This window comes from Allocatelliglobosispora scoriae, from assembly GCF_014204945.1.
Taxonomy (GTDB): Bacteria; Actinomycetota; Actinomycetes; order Mycobacteriales; family Micromonosporaceae; genus Allocatelliglobosispora; species Allocatelliglobosispora scoriae.
Genome location: NZ_JACHMN010000003.1, coordinates 1067561 through 1085790, shown reverse-complemented (window position 1 = coordinate 1085790; position 18230 = coordinate 1067561). Strand labels below are relative to the sequence as shown.

Sequence of the window (18230 nt, the reverse complement as noted above, 5' to 3'; positions counted from 1 at the left end):
CTCGACTATTCCTATAGGCGGAGTATAGAATTCCCGCACCCCCTCACCGAAAGGCATACGCCATGAGCGACAACGCATCCGTCGCAGCGGATGAGCCTCCACCCACGACAGAGGTCGCCCGCCTCAACCGGTTCGCGATCAACGAGGACTGGGCGGCGACCGTCATCGGTCTCGTCCTGCTCGGCCTCGTCCTCGCCGGTGTGATCACGACGGGACTGGTGCCCTGATGACCGCCGAGATCACCACCGCCGACGACACCGACCTTCCCGACGAGGCACCCGTCGCCCGGGCTCCCTGGCCCTGGACCGCGCTCGGCCTCGTCGTCGTCCTCGGGCTCGCCTGGGGCACCCGGTGGCTCGACCACCACATCCCGATCGAGACCAAGCAGACGAGCTACGGCAAGTACCTCGCCGCGATCGAGTACCCCGTCTACGCCATCGCGCTGGGCCTGCTCGGCAACCTGATCCTGACCCTGACCAGACTGCGGGACCGGCTCTCCGGCGCGTTCCGGACCGAGTTCTTCATCAAGACCGGCCTCGTCCTGCTCGGCGCCTCGATCAACATCAGCCTCATCTGGAGCGCGGCGGGCCCGGCGATCCTGCAGGCGGTCCTGCTGATCAGCACGATCTTCCTCTTCACCTGGTGGCTGGGCGGCGTCTTCGGGCTCGATCCGAAGCTGCGCGCCCTGCTGTCGGCCGCCGTCTCGATCTGCGGCGTCAGCGCGGCGATCGCCGCAGCCGGTGCGGTCAAGGCGAAGCGGGAGCAGCTCGCCTACACGGCGAGCCTGGTGATCGTCTTCGCACTGCCCGCGATCTTCATCCTGCCGTGGCTCGCCGACGTCTTCGGGCTCGGCGACGTGGTCGCCGGTGCCTGGATCGGCGGCAACATCGACACCACGGCCGCCGTCACCGCCGCCGGTACGCTCGCCGGCGAGACCTCGTTGAAGATCGCGACGATCGTCAAGACCACGCAGAACGCCCTGCTCGGCATCGTCGCGGTGGCGTTGACCGCCTACTTCGCGTTCAAGGTGGAGAAGAGCGCCGACACCCCGCGCCCCGGCCTGCGCGCCCTGTGGGACCGGTTCCCCAAGTTCGTCCTGGGCTTCATCGCGGCCTCGGCGATCGGCACCTGGTACCTCAACGCGGCGACGAACGCCGCCGAGGCGAAGGCGGCGATCGGGGTCGTCAACGACCTGCGGATCTGGTTCCTGGTGCTCGCCTTCATCAGCATCGGCCTGGAGTTCCGGGCGGCACCGCTGCGCGAGGCGGGCTGGCGGCCCATCGCCGTCTTCGCCAGCGCCACGGTCGCCAACCTCGCCGTCGGCCTCGCGCTGGCGTCGATCATCTTCGCCGACTTCACCCCGTAACCCGAAGATCGCCGCAACTCTTCAAGAGTTGGTGCTTCAGGCCGCCAGGCCTTAGCACCAACTCTTGAAGAGTTGCGGCGATCTTGGCGGTCAGCCGGTGATGGTGAAGGTGTCGACGTCGAAGAGGGAGCCTGATCCGCCGGTGAAGGTGAGGAAGATCGGACCCGTTCCGGTCCCCGTCAGCGTCGTCGTGACCGTCTGGAAGGTTTCCCAGCCGCCCGTGTTCGGTACGGTGACCGTGCCGAGGATCGTGCCCGTCTGCGAGCCCGAACGGATCCGGATCGTGCCGCCGGCACCGGCCGACGAGATCCGCGCCGAGAAGCCGGTCCGGCCGACCGTGCTGATCGAGGAGAATCCGGCCCAGTCGTTGTTCTCGATGTAGCCCATGGTCTTGCCGCCGCTCGCGGGAGCGTGGTTGGCGACCTGTACGCCGCCGGTCGACGTGAACGCCTCACCCTCCACGGTCACCGGGGGACGACCGGTGGCGGGCGAGCAGTTGGCGGTGGCCACACCGGCCGCGTAGCGGATGCCGCCGAGCAGGTGCGCCCGGAAGGCAGCCTCCGCATAGGACGCCTGGGTGTGGCCGAGTCCGGTGTAGAACGACCGGCCGCTGCTCTGCGAGTGGCACCAGGCGATCGGGTGGTCGCCCATGGTGCCGCCGCTGTAGGTGCTCTCGTCGAGGTTGATCAGCACCCGCACGTTGGCACGGGGGTTGGTGCGGTAGTTGTAGAGCTCGTCGGTGCGTACCCACGTCGTGCCGAGGTGGCTCGTGGCCGGGTGGGTCCGGTCCTCGACCCGGGCCGTGACCTGCTGGATCGCCGGGTGGGACAGGAACCAGGCGCCGACCAGCGTGCCGTAATAGGGCCAGTCGTACTCCGTGTCGGCCGCGGCGTGCACGCCGACGTAGCCGCCGCCGCCGTTGATGTAGCTCTCGAACGCGGTCTGCTGCGCCGCGTTGAGCACGTCACCGGTGGTGTTGAGGAAGACGACCGCCCGGAACTGGGCCAGGTTGGCCGTGGTGAAGGTGGCCGCGTCCTCCGTGGCGGTGACGGTGAAGTTGTTGGCCGCGCCGAGGTCGCGGATGGCCTGGGTGCCGACCGCGATCGAGTCGTGCCGGAAGCCCGCGGTCTTGGAGAAGACCATGACCTTGTAAGCCGGGTCGGCCGCCGACGCGGGCACGCCGACGAGGGCCGTGGCGAGCAGGGCGCCTGTCGCGGCGACCCCGATCAACCGGAGCGGTGAGAAACGCATGGATGGATCCTTTCCTGAGCTGTGGGACGTCAGCCAGGGCAAGGCGCGCGCCGATCGCGCTGATGCCGTTGGGGGTGTGGGGCTGTCGGACGCCGATCCGCCAGCGGCAAGGTGTTACCAGACCAACATAGACATAACCATCGTCGATGCCAACCGCTGAGTTGGTTCAGCGGGACCGCAAACTTTCCTGGACCGTCTGCACGAGCGCGATCACCTCGGGCGTGGCCCGCTCCGGCGGCCAGACCAGGCCGAACGTGATGCGCAGGTCACCGGCGTCGAGGGGCACGAAGACGAGGTCCGGACGGCGGATCGTCCCGGCGAGCAGCTGCGGCACGGGCAGCACGCCCCGGCCCGCCGCCACCAGGTCCAGCCCGGCGGCGAGATCGTCGTCGATCGCGACGAGCCGCGGCTGGTGCGGTCCCGGCAGTCCGGCGGTCACGCTCGACCGGAGGGTACGCGGGACCAGCAGCTCGTATTTGAGGAGCTGGTCCAGGCGCACCCGCGTGGTGGTGGCGAGCGGATCCCGGGCCGGGACGGCGAGGTGCGTGATCGGCAGGTGGAACCGGGCGGTGGAGGCGAACCCCGGCGGGAAGGGCGTGCTCATCAGCGCCGCCGAGACGTTGGCCTGGGTGAGGTCGGCGGTGGCCGCGCTCCACCCCGCCGCCCGCAGCTCCACCTCGATCTCGGGCTTGCGGTGCAGCAGCCGCCGGGCGACCGACGCGGCGAAGCCGCCGACGAGCGGGGCATAAGCGAGGCGAATGATCCGGTTGGCGGGCTGGGCGAGCCGCGTCGCCTCCACGGTGAACGCCGCCGCCTGCTCCAGCAGCACCTCCGCCCGGGCGAGCAGGGTACGCCCGGCCTCGGTGAGCTCGACCTCCCGGCTGGTGCGCACGAGCAGTCGCAGGCCGAGAACCCGCTCCAGCCGGGCGACTGCCTGGCTGACGGCGGGCTGCGACAGGCCCAGCTCGACGGCGGCCCGGGAGAAGCTCAACCGGCGGGCGACCAGCGCGAAGCAGCCGATGTCGCGCAGCGAGGGCCCGGGAAGCACGCCTCAGTATCACCCGCCGGGCGATCCATAAGCAGCACCAATACATCCGGCGGGACGGGTGGGCGGCGCGGCACGATCCGCGGCAGACATCTCGACGACAGGCTGGAGACCAGCGTGCAGACGCCCTTTCCCCCTTCGACCGTGCTCGGCTACCCGAGGATCGGGCCGCACCGCGAGCTCAAGAAGGCCCTGGAATCCCACTGGGACGGCACCATCGGCGCGGACGAGCTCGCGAAAACCGCCCGGGAGCTGCGAGAACAGACGTGGCTGCGGCTGCGCGACCTCGGGCTCGGCGCGGTGCCGTCCAACACCTTCTCCTACTACGACCAGGTGCTCGACACCGCCGTGCTGCTCGGCGCGGTTCCCGCTCGCTACCGGGCGCTGCCGCCGGGCGACGCCTACTTCGCGATGGCCCGGGGGACCCAGGGGGTGGCGCCGCTGCGGATGACGAAGTGGTTCGACACGAACTACCACTACATCGTGCCGGAGATCGACGCGACCAGCCCGTTCCGGCTCGACGCCGCCAAGGTGCTCGACGAGGTCCGCGAGGCCCGGGAGCTGGGGATCGAGACCCGGCCGGTGATAGTGGGGCCGGTGACGTTCCTGTCGCTGGCACAGGCGGCGCCGGGCGGTCCGGCCGGCTTCGCGCCGCTGGACCGACTCGGGGACGTGGTGGCGGTCTATGCCGAGCTCCTCGCCGCACTGCACGCCGAGGGGGTGTCGTGGGTGCAGCTCGACGAGCCGATCCTCGTCACCGACCTCGACGCCGCGGTGCTGGCGGGGGTGCGGGCGGCGTACACCCGGCTGGGAGACCGCACCGCGCGGCCGCGACTGCTCGTCGCCGCGCCCTTCGGCGAGCTCGGCGAGGCGCTGCCGGTGCTCGCGAGCACCGCGATCGACGCCGTGGGGCTGGACCTCGTGCGCGGACGGGTCCCCGCCGACCTGGGACTGCTCGCGGGCAAGACGGTCGTCGCGGGGGTGGTGTCGGGGCGGGACATCTGGCGTACCCACCTGGGAAGCGCGGCGGCGACGCTGCGCGCGGTGCGCGCGCAGATCGAGCACGTCGTGGTCGCGACGTCCTGCTCGCTGCAGCACGTGCCCTATGACCTGGCACTGGAGGACGGCCTCGACGACGAGCTGCGCGAGCGGCTCGCCTTCGCCGAGCAGAAGGTCGCCGAGATCGTCTCCCTCGCCGACGCGCCGGCCCGAGCCCCGCAGGGCGCGCCGGAAACCTCCGCGCCGGCACGAGGAGTGACCGAGCGAAGCGAGGGAGCCCCGCAGGGCGCGCCAGTGACAGCAGACAGTGCCGGTGGAAAGGCCGTCCCCACCGCGCGCAGCCCCTATGCCGTGCGGGCCGCCGCGCAAGCCGCGCACCTGCGGCTGCCCGCGCTGCCGGTGACGACGATCGGCTCCTTCCCGCAGACGCCCGAACTGCGCGCGGCCCGGACCGGTCTCGTCGGCGGTTCGCTGCCGGCGGCGGACTACGACCGCCGGGTCCGCGCCGAGATCGAGCGGGCCATCCGGCTGCAGGAGCGGCTCGGTGTGGACGTGCTGGTCCACGGCGAGCCGGAGCGCAACGACATGGTGCAGTTCTTCGCCGAGCGGCTCGACGGTTTCGCGGTGACGAAGCACGGCTGGGTGCAGTCCTACGGCTCGCGCTGCACCCGGCCGCCGATCCTGCACGGCGAGGTGAAGCGGCCCGCACCGATGACGGTCGAGCTCGCCGCCTATGCCCAGTCGCTCACGGACAAGCCGGTCAAGGGCATGCTCACCGGTCCGGTGACGATCACGGCGTGGTCGTTCGTGCGCCGCGACGTGCCGCTCGGCGACCTGCTCGACCAGGTCGGCGCGGCGATCCGCGACGAGGTGGCGGACCTGGAGGCGGCCGGGATCGGCATCATCCAGGTCGACGAGCCGGCCCTGCGCGAGCTGCTGCCGCTGCGCCGGGCCGAGCAGGCGGAGTACCTCGCCTGGGCCGTCGGTGCCTACCGCGTCGCGACCTCGGGTGCGGCGGACCGGACGCAGATCCACACGCATCTGTGCTACTCCAACGCGGCCGAGGTGCTCGACGCCATCGACGCGCTCGACGCCGACGTGACGACGATCGAGTCGGCCCGCTCGCACGGCACGATCCTCGGCGTCTCCGGGCTGCCGGACTTCGCCCGCGGTCTCGGGCCGGGGGTCTACGACATCCACTCGCCGCGCGTACCCGGCGTCGAGGAGGTCGAGAAGCTGATCGCGGCGGCGCTCGCCGTGCTCCCCGCCGACCGCGTCTGGGTCAACCCCGACTGCGGCCTGAAGACACGAACGTATCCGCAGGTGGAGGCCGCTCTGACGCATGTGGTCCGGGCCGCCGCCCGTCAGCGCCTGCGGCTCGCCGCCGCCTGAGTGATCCCTGGCCGCCGCGACGCGCGTCCCGGCGGCCAGGGCGTTTCAAACCATTTAACACGGTTTGGTACGCCAAACTCAGCCCATGACCCACGCACCAGGTACGCCGAGCTGGGTAGACCTCGGCACCAGCGATCTCGAAGCCGCCACGACGTTCTACACCGAACTCTTCGGCTGGACGGCGCACGTCTCCCCCGAGCCGGAGGCGCAGGGATACACGATCTTCAACCTGGACGGCACACCGGCCGCCGGGGCCGGACCGCTCTTCTCCCCCGATCAGCCGAGTGCGTGGTCGGTCTACCTCGCCACCGACGACGCCGACGAGACCGCCGAACGCGTGGTCAGGGCCGGTGGCTCGATCGCGATGGCACCCTTCGACGTGATGGGTTTCGGCCGGATGGCGGTCTTCCTCGACCCGTCCGGTGGCGCCTTCTCGGTCTGGCAGGGCGGCTCGATGCCCGGCGCCGACGTGCTCGGCGAGCCCGGCAGCTTCGGCTGGACCGAGCTCAACACCCGCGACCTCGCCGGGTCGAAAAGGTTCTACGGCGCGGTCTTCGGCTGGACCGCCGATGACCAGCAGTTCGGGCCGAGGCCCTACACCACCTTCCGCCTGGACGGCACGGCCGTGGCCGGGATGATGCCGCTCGATGCCGACGTGCCCGAGCAGGTGCCGCCGCACTGGATGCCGTATTTCGTGGTCGAGGACTGCGACGACAGCGCGGCCCTGGCCGAGAAGCTCGGCGGGACGGTGAAGGGCAAGCCGGCGGAGATCCCGACGGGCCGCTTCGCCGGGATCCTGGACCCGCAGGGTGCCGCCTTCATCATCATCACGCCGCAGCGCTGATACCCCCCTGAATTTTAATGCTGGACACGCCGCCACATCTGCAACAGACGTCAGGATCGACTGGCCGACAGCCCTGAGCCCGCATATTGCCATGCTGTGTGGCGCACAGTATCGTGTGCCGCATGGCAAACGTCGACGCGTCCGAGAAGCTGGAGCTCGAGCTTCGCCGCGGCGTGGTCGTCCTCGCGGCCCTGTCGCAGCTCCAGACCTCGAGATACGGCTACGAGCTGCGCCAATCCCTCGCCGACGGTGGCATGGTCATCGAGGAGGGCACCCTCTATCCCCTGCTGCGCCGGCTGGAGTCGCAGGGCGTGCTGAGCAGCGAGTGGCGCACCGACCAGGGCTCGCCCCGCCGCTACTACGTGCTCAGCCCTGACGGCCGGCTGCTCTATGAGCGGCTCACCACGTCCTGGCGCGCGCTGAACGACACCATGGACCACCTCCTCACCCGTGGAGCACCTGATGATGAACGCTGATGAGCTCATCGAGAGCTACGTCTCCGACGTGGTCAAACGCCTGCCGCGCAAGCAGCGGGTCGACGTGGCGCTGGAGCTGCGGTCGCTGCTGGCCGAGGAGCTCGGCCCCGATGCGGAGCCGGAGCGGGCGCGCGAGCTGCTGCGCACCTTCGGGCGGCCGGCCGAGGTCGCCGCTCGCTACCGGCCGACCCTGCACGTCATCGACCCGGCCGACGCGCGGACGTTCCGGCGGGTCAGCCTGATCGGCGTGGCCGTGGTCTGGCTGCTCGGGGTGATCGACGTCGCCCTGGACGCCGGCACCGTCCCGGCGGCGCAACTGGTCCCGCGGTGGTGGTTCAACGCCGGGCTCGCGGCACTGTGGTGGCCCGGATTCCTCGGCGCCTGCTTCGTCGCGGCGGCGTGGGTCCGGCGGCGGTGGCCCCGCCTCGCGGAGTGGAAGCCCCGCGCGGTCGACCGCGACCAGGTCAACCGGGTGGCGTACGCGGCCGGTGGCGCCGCCGCCGTCCTCGGCACCGTCGTCCTGGCTGTCCCGAGCCTCCTGCTGGACGCGGTCTGGGGCGGACGAGCCGCACCCGAGGCCTATGCCGCCCTCGCCTATGACGACGGTTTCGCCCGGACCCTCGGCCCGGTGGTGCTGGTGGTGCTCGGCGCCAACATCGCGCTGCTCGTCGCGCTCGCGGTTCGAGGGCGCTGGCAGCCGCTGACCCGCCGCCTCGACCTCGGCCTCACAGTCGTGACCTGCGCCGTGCTGACCTGGGTGCTCGTCGCCGCCCGGCCCTTCGAGTCCGACCCCGCCAACGAGACGGTGCGGCTGGCGCTCCTGCTCATCATCGTGGTCTCGCTGATCGGCGCGGCCTACAAGGTGCGCAACCTGCGACTGCGCTCCGCCATCACCACCCACCCCTGACGGGTCGCCAGCGCATGATCGTGCATTTTCCCGGAAGCCGGCCCCTCCGGTCGACCCGGCGGGGACTGATTCCGGGAAAATGCACGATCATGCGGGTGGTATGAAGGTGGCATGAGGTTTCGGGCGACGCTGGAACTGGCCGGGAAGACCGCGACGGGCTTCCAGGTGCCGGAGGAGGTCGTGACCGCGCTCGGCGCGGGCAAGCGGCCACCGGTGCGCGTGACGATCAACGGCTACACCTATCGCAACACGGTCGCGCCGATGGGCGGGGTCTACCTGCTCGGGGTCAGCGCCGAGCACCGGGCGGGCGCCGGGGTCGCCGCCGGTGACGAGCTCGACGTCGAGCTGGAGCTCGACGACCAGCCCCGCGAGGTGGAGGTCCCGGCGGACCTGCAGGCCGCACTGGACGCCGACGCGCAGGCGAGGGCGTTCTTCGACGGGCTCTCCTACAGCAACCGGCGGCGGCATGTGCTCGCGATCGAGGGTGCGAAGACCGACGAGACCCGGCAGCGGCGCATCGTCAAGGCCGTGGAGCAGTTCCGGGAGGGAAGGGCGTGACCAGGCAATCGCCCAGTCGGTACGAGACGGCCCCTTATCTGACCAGACGGTAAGTTTCTTCCCGGTAACATTTGACCAAACGTAGGTGGCATTACCCGTCATCGTGACGAAACATTGGGACCTGTGCCGGGCCGTCACCGTAATCGCAGCAAGGGTCCCCTCCGGACCGTCATCACCGTCGTCGTGGCGGTCATCCTCGTCGCCGCCGGATCCTTCGGCGCCTATCAGTACCTGCAGACGTCGTCCTGCTCGGGAGAGGCCAACCTCTCGGTGGCCGCCGCGCCGGAGATCGTGCCGGCCCTCCGGGCCGCCGCTGCGCGGCTCGCGGCGCAGAAGGCCGACGTCGACGGCGCGTGTGTGGCGATCGAGGTGAAGGCGGCCGACCCGGCCGACGTGGCGTCGGCCGTCGCGGCCCGCTACGGCGCGTCGCTGACCGGCGTCGGCCAGCCCAACGGCACCATGGAGATCCCCGACGTGTGGGTGCCGGACTCCTCCACCTGGCTGGCCCGGATCAGCACCGCGAGCACGACCTTCGCCGAGAGCAAGGCGGCCGCGCAGTCCGCCTCGATCGCGCGCAGCCCGGTGGTGCTGGCGATGCCGGAGCCGGTCGCGGCGAGCCTGGGCTGGCCGACGAAGAAGCTGACCTGGCCCGCGCTGCTGCAGTCGATGACCGCCAGCACGAAGCTGCACGTCGGCATCGTCGACCCGAGCCGGGACTCGGCGGGCCTCGCCGGACTGCTCGCCCTCGGCGCCGCCGCGAGCACCGCACCCGACGCGGCCACCGCCTCCACCGCCGCGCTGCGCGCGCTCGCGGCCGGGCGGTCGGCGCTGCGCGATGACGTGCTCGCCCGCTTCCCCCGGTCGACCGATGCCGCAGCCGTCGCCTCGGCGCTGGGCGCTGCTCCGCTCTCCGAGCAGTCGGTGATCACCTACAACTCGGCGCAGCCGCCCGTGCGGCTCGCCGCCGTCTACCTGGAGCCCGCTCCGCTGCCGCTCAACTACCCGTTCGCGCTGCTCCCGGGCGCGGACGTGACGCAGTCCGCGGTGGCGAACCGGCTCAGCGGCGCGCTGCTCGACCCAGCCTTCCGCGACGACCTCGCCGTCGCGGGGCTGCGGGCCGCCGATGGCACGACCGGCGCGACCTTCGCCGCGCCCAAGGGTGCGCCGAGCGGCGATCCGGCCACCGCGACCAGTCCCGCACCCACGGCCAGTACGCCGGCCGCCCTCGCCACCCTCGACCGGGCCCTGAGCACCTGGGCAGCCGTGACCCTCCCCGCCCGCATGCTCGCCGTCATCGACGTCTCCGGTTCGATGCTGGAGCGCGTACCCACCGCCGGCAACGCGACCCGCGAGCAGGTGACCCTGGAGGCGGCCCGGCGCGGTCTCGGCCTCTTCGACGAGGCCTGGGCCGTCGGCCTGTGGATCTTCTCGACCGAGCTCGACGGCGCCAAGGACCACAAGCAGCTGGTGCCGATCGGCCCGCTCGCCACGCAGCGCAACGAGCTGCTGAGCAAGCTCGCCGCGATCCAGCCCAAGCCGCAGGGCGACACCGGCCTCTACGACACGATTCTCGCCGCCTACCAGGCGGTGCAGAAGGACTGGGACCCCGGCCGGGTCAACTCGGTGGTGCTGCTCACCGATGGTGACAACGACGACGACAACGGCATCGAGAAGGATGTCCTGCTGTCGAAGCTGAAGGAGACGGCCGACCCGCAGAAGCCGATCCAGGTGATCATCATCGGCATCGGCGACGTCAACCCGGCGCCGCTGGAGCAGATCACCAAGCAGACCGGCGGCGGTGTCTTCGTCACGAAGGACCCGGCGAAGATCGGCGACATCTTCCTCAAGGCGATCGCCCTGCGCTCCACCAGCTGATTCCGCATGCCGACGGCCGCAGCCTCCGTGGAGGTTGCGGCCGTCGGTGTTTCGGGAACGGGTTACAGCGTCAGCGTCCAGCTGTTGATGTACCCGGTGTCCGTGGTGGCGGCGTCCTGGACCCGGAGGTTCCAGGTGCCGTTGCGGACCTCGGTGGAGAGGTTGACCGTGTAGGTCTGGACGATGTTGTCGGCGGAGCCGCCGGCCCGGTTGTGCAGGACGTAGAGGCTGCCGTCCGGCGCGACCAGGGTGACGATGAGGTCGCCGATGTAGGTGTGGACGATGTTGACCGCGACCGTGGAGGTGGCCGAGGCGTTGCCGGTGCAGCCCGAGATGGTGATGGGGCTGTTCACGGTGGTGTTGTCGGGGATCGTGACGTCGGTGCCGTTCGTGCCCGAGCAGCCCGGCGGGACGACGCTGTTGAGGGTCAGCGTCCACGTGTTGATGTAGCCGACATCGCCACCGGCGTTGTCGTTGACCCGCAGGATCCAGGTGCCGTTGGCGACCTCGCTGGAGAGGTTGACGGTGTAGGTCTGGACGATGTTGTCGGCCGACCCGCCGGTGTGGTTGTGCAGGGTGTAGACCGAGCCGTCGGGGGCGACGAGGTCGACCTTGAGGTCACCGATGTAGGTGTGGACGATGTTCACCGCCACCGTCGAACCCGCGCCCGCGTTGCCGGAGCAGCCGCTGATCGTGATCGGGCTGTCCACCGTCGTGTTGTCCGAGATGGTGACATCGGTCGAGTTCGTCCCCGAGCACCCCGGCGGCCCGTTCACCGTCAACGTGTAGGCGGTGGTGTGCGTCGCCGCGGTGCCCGTACCGGTGATCGTCACCGGGTAGGTGCCGGGAGTGGTGGCGCCCGTGGTGGCGATCGTCAGCGTCGAGGAGCCGCCCGACGAGACGGAGCCCGGTGCGAAGGAGGCGGTGGCGCCGCTGGGCAGGCCGCTCGCCGAGAGGGTGATCGTCTGGGCCGAGCCGTTCGTCAGCGCGGTGCTGATCGTCGAGCTGACCGAGCTGCCCGGGTTGACCGAGCCCGCCGACGGGGACGCCGCGATCGAGAAGTCGTTGCCGGCCGGCGTACCCACGGCAAGGGTCCACAGAGCGTGCGCGGCGGCGTCGCCGGCGCGGTTGAGGACGGTGTCGTTGATGTTGCTGGGGTTGGTGTCGCAGGAGGCGTGGTAGCAGGGGTCGTAGTCCCCGGTCGTGCCGCCCCACTTGGTGACCTGCGCGGAGGTCTTGTTGGCGCTGGCACCGGCGGCGACACCGCTGGTCTGGACGCCGATGCTGTTGAAGGAGGCGTCGTCGGAGCGACCGGCACCCTCGACGTTCTCCTCGGGCGCCAGGCCCGGGAAGTTGGTGTCGTAATAGGCCTTCAGGGTCTGCCCGGCGGCGCTGGTGATCCGGTTGATGAAGTAGCCGCCGTTGGTGGAGGCGACCATGTCGAAGTTGAAGTACGCCTTGATCTTCGTGCGCTCGGCGGTCGGCAGCGAGTTGGCGTAGAACTTCGAGCCGAGCAGACCCTGCTCCTCATCCGTCCACCAGGCGAACCGGGCGTGGTTGAGCATCGCGGGGTTGGTCGCGGCGAGGGTCAGCGCGAGCTCCAGCACCGTCGACGAGCCGGAGGCGTTGTCGTTGATGCCGGGACCGGCCGAGACGCTGTCCAGGTGGGCGCCGAACATGTAGACGTTGTTGGCGTCGCCACCGGGCCAGTCTGCGATGACGTTGGGGCCGGCGCCCGACGTGCAGCCGGAGGTGCACGGCTGCTTGACGACGCTGAATCCGGCCGCGACGAGCTTGTCGTAGACGTAGTTGACCGAGGCCGTGTATCCGGCGGTGGTCGAGCGCCGGGTGTTGCCGTTGGCGGAGGCGAGCGCCTGGAACTGGGCCAGGTGCGCCTTGGTATTGGTGAGTGAGATGTCGGGCGTCGCGAGCAGGGCGGCCTGCGGAGCGGCGGCGATCGGGGCACTGGTGGCGGGGGTGGGCAGTGCCAGCGCGACGCCGCCGGTGAGGGCTAGCGCGACGAGACCTCGGAGGATCGTTCGATTTCTCAACTCTTGCTCCTCGCATCGGGTGAACCGGGGTTACCGGCACGCAGAGGATAAGATTTGCAACGACAAATGTGAATGCCTAAGGTCATAACTCTTTACCCATACGTTCCATCGACAACGGCAGCTCAGTTACCCTGCGCGAATGACCGATGATCTCTCCGTGGCCGTGATCCGCGCCCGCCGTCCCGAGGACCTCCCCGCCTGCGTGGAGATCCTCGCCGAGGTGCACCGCCGCGACGCCTACCCGGTGGTGTGGCCGCAGGATCCGGCCGGATGGCTCGACCAGCCGACCGCGATCGGCAGCTGGGTCGCCGCCGACCGCACCGGCCGGGTGCTCGGCCACGCCTCCCTCTCCCCCGACGCGAGCGACCCGGCCCGGATCTGGGCCGCGCACACCGGCGACGACGCTAGCCGGGCAGCCACCGTGAGCCGTCTCTTCACCTCGCCGTCCGCGCGCGGGCTGCACCTCGGCGAGCGGCTGCTCACCGAGACCGTCACCGCAGCCCTGGAGCGCGGCCTGCACCCGGTGCTCGGCGTCCTCGACCAGCACGCCGGGGCGCTCGGCTTCTACCAGCGCGCGGGCTGGCTCCGGCTGGAGACAGTCGACTTCCGCCTCTCCGACGGCAGCATCGTGCCCATGCACTGCTTCACCCATCCGCCACGGCAGACCTGAGCTTCGCGGAGCGCGCCGCGGCGCCTGGACTGAGGAGCACAGGAGCTTCGCGGAGCGCGCCGCGACGCCTGGACTGAGGAGCACGGGAGCTTCGCGGAGCGCGCCGCGGCGCCTGGACTGAGGAGCGCAGCGACGAGGGAAGGCGTCGCGCAGGGGCGCGCGGAGCGAAGCGACCCAAAAATAGGGAATAACGACGCTGTCACCAGGCTTTCTCTCACATGACCTTCACCTCGGAGCAGCAGTGGCAGTTCTGGCGCGACGCCCGGCTCGCCCGCCTGCGCAGCCCCTACGGCTGGCTCAGCCTCACCGCGATGCACTGGCTGACCACACAGGACTCCGGATTCCCCGAGGTCACCGGTGGTTGGCGGGCCGTCGACGGTGCCGTGGTCGTGACGGCGACCGCCGATGACGGGCTGACGCTCGACGGCTCCCCGGTCCTCGGCGAGCTCGTCCTGCGCCCCGAGCGCGACCTGGCGGGGGTCGAGCTCCGGCTGGGCGACAAGGCGATCGAGGTCATCCGGCGCGGGGACGACCACGCCATCCGGGTACGCGATCCGCATGCACCCGCCCGGGTCGCCTTCGTCGACGTGCCGACCTACCCGTTCCGGGAGCGGTGGATCGTGCGGGCCCGCTTCCAGCGGCACCCCGTCCCGGTGACCGTCGCCGTCGGCACCAGTGTGGACGGGCTGACCCAGCAGCAGACCGCCGTCGGCACGCTGCACTTCACCATCGAGGGCACCGCCCACCGACTGACCGCGTTCGGCGACGGCGACGAGCTGGAGGTGCTCTTCCGGGACTCGACCAGCGGGATCACCACCTATGGCGGGGTCCGGGCGCTCTACCCCGGCGCGCCGACCGGCGACACGATCACGCTGGACTTCAACCGGACCCTGAACATGCCGTGCGCCTTCACCGACTTCGCGACCTGCCCGCTGCCGCCGCCGGAGAACACCCTGCGGGTGCCGATAGAGGCCGGCGAGCAGAAGCCCGACTGAGCCGGGCCGTCAGCAGGCCGCCGATGACCCAGCTACGCGTAGCGGCGCGGCTACTCTACGGTGGGAGCAGCATCCTGCGATGGAGGTCGATGTGATCACGTTCTATCGCGACGACAGCGTCACGGTCACCTCGACCTACATCCAGGTCGACGAGCTCACCATCCGCCTCGCCGACCTGGATTACGTCTGGCATACCAAGGTCCGGCCGGACTGGCGCGTGCGTGGCCGGACGGCCGGCCGCGGCGTACTCAACACGATTATGATCTTGGCTGGTTTTGTCGGCGCGATCGCGCTGGTCGGGCTGATCGCGTCGGCCTACAGCGAGTCGCAGATCGCGGCGTCCGTCGGCGGTCTGCCGATCCCCCGCAACACCCTGATCCTCGTCGCCATCGTGCTGATCCTGCTCGGTTTCGTCGCACCGATCTGGGAGTGGATGCTGCACCGGGTCGACGACAGCTACGACAAGGGCGACGCGATCTATGAGATCTGGGCGCAGACCAGGGGCCGCCAGGTGCGGCTGATGCGCCTGTCCGACGTCACCCGCTTCGGCAAGATCTACCGCGCGATGGAGCGGGCCTTGGGCGCCTGACCACCCGCCTAGCCGCCCAGCGTGACCCGATAGATGACCGCCGTCGTGTTGCCCGGTGAGCTGTCCTTGTCGCCGCCGTTGCTGGAGGCGATCCACAGCCCGCTCGTGCCCGGTTCGACCGTGCGCAACCGGCCGTGAGCCGCACCCGCGAAGAACTCCTCGAAGCCGGTGAGCTCGCTCCCGCTGATCGTCGCGCGATACAGGCGCATGCCCCGCAGGCAGGCGACATAGACCACGTCCTGAACGATCGCGAGGCCGCTGCACGACCCCTCGGCCGTCGGGTAGGTGTGCTTCGGCGCGATGAATCCCGGCGTCGCGCACCCCGCGCCCTGGTGCGAGCTGGTTCCCTCGCAGAGCGGCCAGCCGTAGTTGCCGCCCTTGACGATCAGGTTCGTCTCGTCCAGCTCGACGTTGCCGAACTCCTGCTCCCAGAGCCGGCCCTGCGAGTCGAAGGCGAGGCCCTGCGGGTTGCGGTGGCCGTAGCTCCAGATGTAGCTGTTGAAGGGGTTGTCGTCGGGCCGGCTGCCGTCCGGGTTGAGCCGCAGCACCTTGCCCGCGAGGTTGTCGAGGCGCTGCGCCCAGTCGCCGTTCTGCCCGTCGCCGGTCGCGGCGTAGAGCTTGCCGTCGGGGCCGAAGCGCAGCCGCCCGCCGTTGTGGAACTTGTTGCGGGGGATGCCGCTGAGCAGCACCTCCAGCGTTGCGGTGTCGAGGCCGCCGGTGCCGAGCTTCAGCCGCACGATCCGGTTGTCGGTCCTGGTGGTGTGGAAGAGGTAGACCCAGTGGTCGGTGGCGAAGCTCGGCGCGACCGCGAGCCCCATCAGGCCGCCCTCGCCGTCGGTGCCGGACGCGCCGGGCACGGTGCCGACGACCCGGCGGCTGCCGGTCCGCGGATCGAGCAGCACCACCTCGTGCGCGTCGCGCCGGTTGAAGAGCAGCGTGCCGTCGGGCAGCTCGGCGAGGCCCCACACCACGTCGTCCTCGGTGCGGACCTTCGTGGCCGAGCAGATCGGGTTGGCACAGGACTGTTCCGTCCGCGCCGGCACCCGCGCGCTGCGCGAGGAGGTGTTGCCCTGCGCGTCGCGGGCCGCCACCTCGTAGCCGTAGTCGGTCCTCGGCGCCAGCGCGCTGTCGGTGAAGGTGGTGACGGGTGCCGCACCGACCTTGACCCCGTTGCGATAGATGTCGTAGGCGGCGACCGCCACGTCATCCGTCGCGGCCTGCCAGCGCAGCGTGATCGTCGTACCGGAGACGGTGGCGGCGAGCCCGGTCGGCGTCGTGGGCGCCTTCTCGTCGGTCCCACACTGCGGTGCCTGGACGGTCACGGTCGCACTCGCCTGCGAGACGTTGCCCGCCTCGTCGCGGCTGTTGACATAGAGACCCCAGTTGGCGCCCGGCACGACGGTGAGGCGGGTGGCGAGGTGATCGCCGCCGACCGACTCCATCAGCTGGCCGTCCTTGAAGATGTCATAGAAGGCGACACCGACGTCGTCGGTCGAGGCCGACCAGCTCAGCGTCACCGCGGTGCAGGTGAGGTCGGCGATGCGCGCCTCGCCGGGCGGGGTGGGCGGACCCGTGTCCGGCTCGCCGCCGGTGAGGGCGGACACCGCGACCGCACCGCCGCCAAGCGCCACCGCCACAGCGGTGACCAGCACACTCCAGCCTCGCCTGCCAAGCTTCACCGCGAGAATGTAACGCACCCCGTTGATCATCCACATTGGACAGGTTTATCGGGGCTTTTCGACGGGAAATCCTCTGCCATGGCACTCACCTCTCGGTACCGTTCTGCACCGACGGCGGGCTTCCTCGCGGCACTCGTGCTCGTGCTCGCGTTCGGCAATCCCGCGTACGTCTCGTGGGCTCAGGAGAACGCCGATCCGCAGACAGCGGGCGGCTGGTTCCTGCGACTGCTCACCTGGCCCGCCTGGCGCTTCTCGGCGGACGACTCCGTCGGCAACGTCTTCGCCGACGACCTCAAGGCGATCCTCCTCGTCATTCTGACCTGGGTCTTCCTGACGCTGCTGCCGGGATCCCAGCTCGCCCGTGCCCGGGGCACAGCCAGCCAGCTCCTGGCCGGCTGGGGCGGCTTCATCTTCGCCGGCGCGTTCGCGGGCCTGCTCACCGCGTTCATCCAGACCAACCCGACCCTGCTCGCCGCGTTCCAGGCGGCCGGGTCCGGCGCGATCTACGGCCTCTTCGTGGGCTGGATCGTGGGTCTGGCCGCGCTCGGCGGATATCGCGGCGCCGACTAGATCGGCACCGCAGACAGGCGCAGGGGCCTCTACTCCCCCCGGGGGTCCCTGCGCCTTCATCATGTCCGGCTAGCGGCGCTCCGGCTGGCAGCGCTTGCACCAGAAGGTGATCCGCTCACCCTGATCGGCCTTGGCGATCGCGGTGCCGCAGCGCCGGCACGGCTGGGCCCGCCGCCCGTAGACATACATCGTCTGGCCCCGGTGCAGCGAGCCGGTCGTGCTCTGCGTCCACCGGCCCCGGTTGGCGGCGAGCAGCTTCTGCGCCAGGGTCACCAGCCCGTCGAGGTCCGGCACCTGCCCCACCGGCGTCCACGGCCAGATCCCGCGCAGGAAGAGCACCTCGGCCTTGTACATGTTGCCGATGCCGGCGAGATTTCGCTGCTCGAGCAGGGCCTCGGCGATGCTCACCTCGGGCCGGGCCGAGAGGCGCCGCACCGCCTCCGCCGGGTCCCAGTCGGCGCCGAGCAGGTCCGGGCCGAGGTGGCCGACGAGCCGGTCCTCCTCCGCCGTCGGCACCAGCGCCAGATCGTGCAGGTGATAGCCGACCGCCACCGACTCGGGCACCCGCAGCACCACCCGGATCAGGTGAGCGGGGCGGGCCGACCAGCGCTCGCCCACGGCGTACGCGGACCACTTGCCCTCCATCCGCAGGTGCGAGTGGAGCGTGACGGCCCGGTCCCGCTCCGGATCGTGCAGGCGCAGCAGCAGGTGCTTGCCCCGGCTGGCGGACTCGGCGACCGACCAGCCGGCGAGGTCGGCGGTGGCGAGCTGCGGCACCCGGAACTCCGACGCCGTCACCGTCCGCCCGGCGAGCGCGTCGCGCAGCAGGGCCGCCGTGTTCCAGACCGTATCTCCCTCAGGCACACCTCCATCCTCCCTTGGGATGACGGCATTTCGGGGACCCTCGGCAGACCGGACGGGTGATCTCCGCCAACGTCGGTCCGTAAACGCCCGCGTAGGTTG

Annotated in this window: 18 protein-coding genes; 13 read left to right on the top strand and 5 right to left on the bottom strand. The window is 70.6% G+C overall.

Translation table 11 applies throughout. The features are described from left to right. Positions 1-62 precede the first annotated feature (62 nt). Positions 63-227, top strand: a complete 165-nt coding sequence (locus tag F4553_RS31415) for a hypothetical protein (RefSeq protein WP_184847532.1) — start codon at positions 63-65, stop codon at positions 225-227. Then, the gene (locus F4553_RS31410) at positions 227-1366 is read left to right on the top strand and encodes a YeiH family protein (RefSeq protein ID WP_184843321.1); all 1140 of its coding nucleotides are present in this window, start codon (positions 227-229) and stop codon (positions 1364-1366) included. Before F4553_RS31415 ends, F4553_RS31410 begins: the two co-directional genes overlap by 1 nt. A 90-nt stretch (positions 1367-1456) precedes the next feature. Here the strand turns inward: F4553_RS31410 and F4553_RS31405 are convergent, their stop codons facing one another. Beyond that, complete coding sequence (locus tag F4553_RS31405; RefSeq protein WP_184843318.1) at positions 1457-2617, bottom strand: ThuA domain-containing protein; 1161 nt, start codon at positions 2615-2617, stop codon at positions 1457-1459. On the opposite strand from F4553_RS31405, the gene F4553_RS31400 reads away from it, so the two are divergent. After that, positions 2616-2777, top strand: a complete 162-nt coding sequence (locus F4553_RS31400; RefSeq protein ID WP_184843315.1) for a hypothetical protein — start codon at positions 2616-2618, stop codon at positions 2775-2777. The two genes, F4553_RS31405 and F4553_RS31400, sit on opposite strands and share 2 nt — an antisense overlap. A 6-nt stretch (positions 2778-2783) precedes the next feature. Here the strand turns inward: F4553_RS31400 and F4553_RS31395 are convergent, their stop codons facing one another. Next, the gene (locus tag F4553_RS31395; RefSeq protein WP_184843312.1) at positions 2784-3665 is read right to left on the bottom strand and encodes a LysR family transcriptional regulator; all 882 of its coding nucleotides are present in this window, start codon (positions 3663-3665) and stop codon (positions 2784-2786) included. A 114-nt stretch (positions 3666-3779) separates the two neighbouring features. Between F4553_RS31395 and metE the strand changes: the two genes are divergently transcribed. The 6 genes from metE (at position 3780) to F4553_RS31365 (ending at position 10713) form a co-directional block, all read left to right on the top strand. After that, positions 3780-6053, top strand: coding sequence for a 5-methyltetrahydropteroyltriglutamate--homocysteine S-methyltransferase (gene metE, locus F4553_RS31390; RefSeq protein WP_184843309.1), 2274 nt, complete (start codon positions 3780-3782; stop codon positions 6051-6053). Between the two features lie 85 nt (positions 6054-6138). After that, on the top strand, positions 6139-6897 hold the full coding sequence (locus F4553_RS31385; protein ID WP_184843306.1) for a VOC family protein: 759 nt from the start codon (positions 6139-6141) through the stop codon (positions 6895-6897). 122 nt (positions 6898-7019) lie between these two features. Then, the gene (locus tag F4553_RS31380; protein ID WP_184843304.1) at positions 7020-7373 is read left to right on the top strand and encodes a PadR family transcriptional regulator; all 354 of its coding nucleotides are present in this window, start codon (positions 7020-7022) and stop codon (positions 7371-7373) included. After that, complete coding sequence (locus tag F4553_RS31375) at positions 7360-8280, top strand: hypothetical protein (RefSeq protein WP_184843301.1); 921 nt, start codon at positions 7360-7362, stop codon at positions 8278-8280. The genes F4553_RS31380 and F4553_RS31375 overlap by 14 nt, the downstream gene beginning before the upstream one ends. Before the next feature lie 111 nt (positions 8281-8391). Beyond that, positions 8392-8838 carry a YdeI/OmpD-associated family protein gene (locus tag F4553_RS31370; RefSeq protein WP_184843298.1) on the top strand — a complete coding sequence of 149 codons (447 nt, stop codon included), beginning with the start codon at positions 8392-8394 and terminating at the stop codon, positions 8836-8838. 123 nt (positions 8839-8961) lie between these two features. Beyond that, on the top strand, positions 8962-10713 hold the full coding sequence (locus F4553_RS31365) for a VWA domain-containing protein (protein WP_376776319.1): 1752 nt from the start codon (positions 8962-8964) through the stop codon (positions 10711-10713). 62 nt (positions 10714-10775) lie between these two features. Here F4553_RS31365 and F4553_RS31360 read toward each other — a convergent pair whose 3' ends face one another. Beyond that, a complete protein-coding gene (locus tag F4553_RS31360) occupies positions 10776-12764 on the bottom strand; it encodes a proprotein convertase P-domain-containing protein (protein ID WP_184843295.1) in 1989 nt (662 codons plus the stop codon). A 139-nt stretch (positions 12765-12903) separates the two neighbouring features. On the opposite strand from F4553_RS31360, the gene F4553_RS31355 reads away from it, so the two are divergent. From F4553_RS31355 to F4553_RS31345, 3 genes are all read left to right on the top strand, one after another. Further along, on the top strand, positions 12904-13434 hold the full coding sequence (locus F4553_RS31355; RefSeq protein ID WP_184843292.1) for a GNAT family N-acetyltransferase: 531 nt from the start codon (positions 12904-12906) through the stop codon (positions 13432-13434). Between the two features lie 218 nt (positions 13435-13652). Continuing rightward, positions 13653-14429, top strand: coding sequence for a DUF1684 domain-containing protein (locus F4553_RS31350; RefSeq protein ID WP_184843289.1), 777 nt, complete (start codon positions 13653-13655; stop codon positions 14427-14429). Positions 14430-14508: 79 nt separating this feature from the next. Next, entirely contained in the window at positions 14509-15018 is a 510-nt protein-coding gene (locus F4553_RS31345) for a DUF6232 family protein (RefSeq protein ID WP_184843286.1), read from the top strand. An 8-nt stretch (positions 15019-15026) separates the two neighbouring features. Here the strand turns inward: F4553_RS31345 and F4553_RS31340 are convergent, their stop codons facing one another. Continuing rightward, positions 15027-16697, bottom strand: coding sequence for a PQQ-dependent sugar dehydrogenase (locus F4553_RS31340; RefSeq protein ID WP_312875459.1), 1671 nt, complete (start codon positions 16695-16697; stop codon positions 15027-15029). Between the two features lie 78 nt (positions 16698-16775). Between F4553_RS31340 and F4553_RS31335 the strand changes: the two genes are divergently transcribed. Beyond that, on the top strand, positions 16776-17267 hold the full coding sequence (locus F4553_RS31335; protein WP_184843280.1) for a hypothetical protein: 492 nt from the start codon (positions 16776-16778) through the stop codon (positions 17265-17267). Positions 17268-17336: 69 nt separating this feature from the next. Here F4553_RS31335 and F4553_RS31330 read toward each other — a convergent pair whose 3' ends face one another. After that, on the bottom strand, positions 17337-18131 hold the full coding sequence (locus F4553_RS31330) for a DNA-formamidopyrimidine glycosylase family protein (RefSeq protein WP_184843277.1): 795 nt from the start codon (positions 18129-18131) through the stop codon (positions 17337-17339). Positions 18132-18230 lie beyond the last annotated feature (99 nt).